Genomic DNA, 4,971 nt, shown 5'->3' on the forward strand with positions numbered 1-4,971 from the left:
TACTAGCTATCATCACTTCTTGATTAATTCTTTTAACGTTCATAATCATCTCATCCTTTCAATAATACCTTCTTTACGTATTGGCAATACCCTTTTTTATACACTTTCAAGCAACTTAGTTAAAAAAAATCTAACTCTATCGTGCACACGAACATATGTGCTGTACATCTTTTCTATATAATACCGAACGTCCGTTCCTTTGTCAATAGATTTTTTAATTTTTACGAACATTTGTTTTGCATTTTATTCCATGGCATGGTATAATGTAGCTAAATTAAAGGAATTGTTTAATTCGACCCAAAGAATATGAACGAAATAGAATTGGAGGAATCAGTCCATGAGTTATGGTAAAATCAGTACAAAGCAAAAAGAAATTTTAGAATATATCAAATCACAAATTATCAACAAGGGATATCCACCTGCTGTTCGCGAAATCTGTGAAGCTGTAAAGCTTAAATCTACTTCTAGCGTACATTCACATCTTGAGACATTAGAAAAGAACGGATATATTCGCAGAGACCCTACAAAGCCTCGTGCTATTGAAATTGTAGATGATGGATTCAATCTTTCTAGAAGAGAACTTGTGAACATACCAATTGTTGGTGTTGTCACAGCAGGACAGCCCATTCTTGCGGTAGAAAACATTGAAGGATACTTCCCAATGCCTGCAGAAGATATGCCTAATGCTGAAACCTTTATGTTACATGTAAAGGGAGATAGTATGATTAATGTTGGTATCTTTAATGGTGACAAGATTTTAGTAGAGAAATCGTCAACTGCTCAAAACGGCGATATCGTTGTAGCATTAATTGATGATTCTGTAACAGTAAAGACATTTTACAAAGAGAATGGTCATTTTCGATTACAACCAGAGAATGATACAATGGAGCCTATCATCTTAGAGGACCTTAGTATCTTAGGTAAAGTTATTGGCTTATTCCGTATGTTTAACTAATTTCATAATTGCGTTTTATAGCCCAAAGCACGGTACATAATGCAAAAGGAGGCTGTTGGAAAACAAGATATTCCAACAGCCTCTTATAATTTAATTTTTTATTTTAATATTATTGAAGATCTTCAATTGATAATGTTTTACCATCTCTCCAAATTCTCTCTAAATCGTAGAATAAACGATCTTCTTTAGAGAAAACATGAACAACGATATCGCCATAATCCATCAAAACCCAACTTGACGAACGATGTCCTTCTACTCTTTTTGGTTCAAATCCTTCTCTTGATAAAGCTTCATCTACACCGTCAACAAGCGCTTGCACTTGTGAGCTATTTGTACCATTTGCAATGATAAAGTAATCTGCAATTGTTGAAACTTCTCCAATTTCAATGATTCTAATATCTTCTGCTTTTTTATCATCCATTGCTTTATAAGCAATTTGAGTCATTTTCTTTGCTGAATCCATTATATAATTCCGCCTTTCTTATTATTTATCTCTTATTGTTAATAACACCTTTATAATATTCATATGCTTCACTTGTGGTATTGTCAATCGTTTGAGCCTTTGATTTTAGATAATTGAGCGTATTATGCAACGTTGTATATATCGCTAAATCAAGATTAGTAAATGCGAGTTTTCTTATCTCTTCAAGCCCCGGAATCATCTTTCTTGATGGTTCCATATAGTCAGAAAGGAAAAGAATTTTCTCAAGTTCCGTCATTTCTGGTTTTCCTGTTGTATGGAATATGATTGCTTGCAGAATTTCTTCATCTTCAACACCATATTTACTTTTTGCATAATATGCACCAAGCTTTCCATGCAGCAGATAAGGTTGCTCCCTCTCTACATTTGAAATTGATATCTCATGCTTTTTACAACGTCGGAGTAACTCATCATCACTATAACCTTTCGCTGCATCATGCAAAATTCCCGCCACCTGCGCTTTAACAACATCATATCCATGACACATTGCCAAGGACGCACATGTGTACTGAACTCCTAATGAATGCACATACCGATTTGGCTTTAAAACCTTTCGCATTGCATCTTGCAATTCTAGCAAATCATATTTCATAATACATTCCTCATTATTATTGATATAGATTATTCTCTTGAATATATCTAGCCACTTTTGTCGTTACATAGTAACGAATATCCATACCTTTTTGAGCACGTTCTCTTATCTCACTTGATGAAATATCAATATTAGGCGAGTTAAGCAGTTCTACCGAAGTATGAAATGTCTCGTTAAGCATCTCAATTTTTTGAAGCATCTCTTCATTCGATTTATTATCCCGAACTCCCGTTACAAGCTTAGATAGCTTAAAAATAGTTTCTGGATCTTTCCATCTGTCAATGTAGAATAAAGAGTCTGCTCCTACAATAAAATAGTATTCTTCATCTGGGTGCTGTTTTGTTAATTGCAACAAAGTATCTGCTGTATAAGTTGTACCCTCTCGATCAAGCTCCAACGTAGATAATTCAAAACGAGTATTATCTTCAATCGCTATTCTGACCATCTCCGCACGTACTGCATCTTCAAGAATATGAGCCTCCTTCTTATGCGGCGGATTCTTCGTAGGCATAAACAATATCTTATCCAACTTAAACTGTTCTAATGCAGTCTGCCCTAAGATAAGGTGGCCTATATGAATCGGATTAAATGTTCCACCCATAATACCAACTTTCTTCATACTTACTCCTATTGTTTCTTCTTTACTTTTGGTAATTCGATTTTTTTCTTTTCTTTTGATTCACGATAAAGAACAATCTTTTTACCGATAACTTGAACTACTTCTGCTTGGGTTCTTTCCGCAAGAATTTGTGCTATTTCTCTTGGGTCATCCATGCAGTTTTTTAATACACTGATTTTTATTAATTCTCTAGCTTCCAAAGCTTCTTTAATTCCTGTCGTAAACTCTGGAGTAATACTTGCTTTTCCTACTTGATAAATAGGATCAAGTGTCATTGCTAATCCTTTTAAATACGCTCTTTGTTTGCTTGTCATATTCTATATACCTCTCATAAACGCAACCTTACGTTTTGATTTATTTGTAATAATCGAAAGATAATCCGTACATGTGCACAGTATCACCTTCTTCAATTTCTAGTTCCTCAAGTTTTTCTAGGATACCATTTGTCTTCAAGAATTTCTGGAAGAATTCAAATCCTTTTTCCGAATCAAGATTTGTATAACCAAGCATTCTTTCTATTCTTGGTCCTTCTACTGAGAACTCATGCTCATCAACTTTTTCAACTGTATATGGCTCATTCGAATAGTCTGTTTTCTCTGGGAAGAATTCTCTCTCAAACACAATTGGTTCAGAAGCCAAACTATTCAATTGCTGTTTCACATGATAAAGAAGCTCTTTTACACCCTTTCCTGCTACCGCTGAAATTGGAAATACTTTGATTCCCTGTGGTTCGAACTCTTCACGAATTAACGCAAGTGTTGTTTCTTCATCATCTCCATAGAACACATCAATCTTATTCGCCGCAATTACTTGAGGTTTTTTAAGTAGTTCTGGATTATATGCTTCTAATTCTGCATTAATTGTTCTAATATCTTGAATCGGATCACGACCTTCTACACCTGCTGCATCAACCATATGAACAATTACCTTTGTTCGTTCAATATGCTTTAGGAATTCATGTCCAAGACCAATTCCTTCTGATGCTCCTTCAATTAACCCCGGAATATCTGCAATAACAAAACCATCTGTACCTTCCAAATCAACTACACCAAGGTTTGGATTCAATGTAGTAAAATGATAATTTGCTATTTTAGGTTTTGCATTCGTAACTCTTGATAGGAATGTTGATTTACCTACATTTGGAAAACCTACCAATCCTACATCCGCAATTACTTTCAATTCAAGTGTAACATACATCTCCATGCCAGAACGTCCCGGCTGTGCATACTTTGGTACTTGCATAGTAGGTGTTGCGTAATGTTGATTTCCTTTACCGCCATTGCCACCTTTTAAGATAACTTCACGACGATTTCCATGCGACATATCGGTAATAACTTTACCTGTTTCCGCATCTTTAACAATAGTACCTTCTGGTACTTTGACGATCATATCTTCTCCATCTGCACCATGACAACGTCTTCTACTACCTGGTTCTCCATCTTCAGCACAGTATTTGCGAATATGACGAAATTCATTAAGTGTATTGATTCCATCATCTACTACAAAGATTAAATCACCGCCACGACCGCCATCACCGCCATCTGGACCACCAGCTGCAACATATAGTTCTCTACGAAAACTAACATGTCCATCGCCACCCTTACCAGATCGGATATATATTTTTGCACTATCTGCAAACATATGATTACCTTAACCTTTCTATATATAAATAATTTCTTTGTTCTTTTCACTCTATCTATATTAACTATATCATTTATATCTTAACACATTTCCATTATTCTAAACAGGAAATGCTTATATGTTCTATTAACAAACGAATTATCTTATTGTCTAAATAAAGCCCCATTCTATGATGTAATCAAGAAATGGGGCTTCATCTACATATATTACATTATTTAGCTTCTACAGGGTATACACTTGCTTGTTTCTTGTCTCTACCCTTTCTTTCGAATCTTAAAACTCCATCTACTAAAGCAAATAAAGTATCATCTCCACCACGGCCTACATTTGTGCCTGGATGAATTTTAGTACCACGTTGTCTATAAAGAATATTTCCAGCTAATACGAACTGTCCGTCAGCTCTTTTAGCACCTAATCTCTTAGATTCTGAATCTCTACCGTTCTTAGTAGAACCAACACCCTTTTTATGAGCGAATAATTGAAGGTTCATCTTTAACATAGTCTTACACCTCCTTGAATCGTGTATATAAATCATATATGTTATTTCATTCATCATGAAATTGTTTCACCAAAAGTATTAAACTTTTAGTTCTATATATTCTTGTCCATATTCCTCTAAAACACACTTTAAACCGAGCATTAAAGAGTTAAGTAGCAAAGTTGTTTCTTCGCTAACTTCCGAC

At 34.9% G+C, this 4,971-nt stretch carries 7 protein-coding genes; 1 reads left to right on the forward strand and 6 read right to left on the reverse strand.

Annotation, left to right across the window (positions count from 1 at the left end):
* Positions 1–337 precede the first annotated feature (337 nt).
* Positions 338–955 carry a transcriptional repressor LexA gene (lexA, locus tag RMR19_RS06590; RefSeq protein ID WP_310602706.1) on the forward strand — a complete coding sequence of 206 codons (618 nt, stop codon included), beginning with the start codon at positions 338–340 and terminating at the stop codon, positions 953–955.
* A 109-nt stretch (positions 956–1,064) separates the two neighbouring features.
* Here the strand turns inward: lexA and rsfS are convergent, their stop codons facing one another.
* The 6 genes from rsfS to rpmA all read right to left on the reverse strand — a co-directional run bounded on the left by rsfS (position 1,065) and on the right by rpmA (position 4,787).
* A complete protein-coding gene (gene rsfS, locus RMR19_RS06595) occupies positions 1,065–1,418 on the reverse strand; it encodes a ribosome silencing factor (protein ID WP_310602707.1) in 354 nt (117 codons plus the stop codon).
* Between the two features lie 25 nt (positions 1,419–1,443).
* Complete coding sequence (gene yqeK, locus RMR19_RS06600) at positions 1,444–2,028, reverse strand: bis(5'-nucleosyl)-tetraphosphatase (symmetrical) YqeK (RefSeq protein WP_310602708.1); 585 nt, start codon at positions 2,026–2,028, stop codon at positions 1,444–1,446.
* A 16-nt stretch (positions 2,029–2,044) separates the two neighbouring features.
* Complete coding sequence (nadD, locus tag RMR19_RS06605; RefSeq protein WP_310602709.1) at positions 2,045–2,647, reverse strand: nicotinate-nucleotide adenylyltransferase; 603 nt, start codon at positions 2,645–2,647, stop codon at positions 2,045–2,047.
* An 8-nt stretch (positions 2,648–2,655) separates the two neighbouring features.
* Positions 2,656–2,961, reverse strand: coding sequence for a ribosome assembly RNA-binding protein YhbY (yhbY, locus tag RMR19_RS06610; protein ID WP_310602710.1), 306 nt, complete (start codon positions 2,959–2,961; stop codon positions 2,656–2,658).
* Positions 2,962–3,001: 40 nt separating this feature from the next.
* On the reverse strand, positions 3,002–4,288 hold the full coding sequence (gene obgE, locus RMR19_RS06615) for a GTPase ObgE (RefSeq protein WP_310602711.1): 1,287 nt from the start codon (positions 4,286–4,288) through the stop codon (positions 3,002–3,004).
* A 211-nt stretch (positions 4,289–4,499) separates the two neighbouring features.
* Positions 4,500–4,787 carry a 50S ribosomal protein L27 gene (rpmA, locus tag RMR19_RS06620; RefSeq protein WP_073281559.1) on the reverse strand — a complete coding sequence of 96 codons (288 nt, stop codon included), beginning with the start codon at positions 4,785–4,787 and terminating at the stop codon, positions 4,500–4,502.
* Positions 4,788–4,971 lie beyond the last annotated feature (184 nt).

It is taken from the genome of Anaerosporobacter sp. (genome assembly GCF_031551385.1).
GTDB lineage: Bacteria > Bacillota > Clostridia > Lachnospirales > Lachnospiraceae > Anaerosporobacter.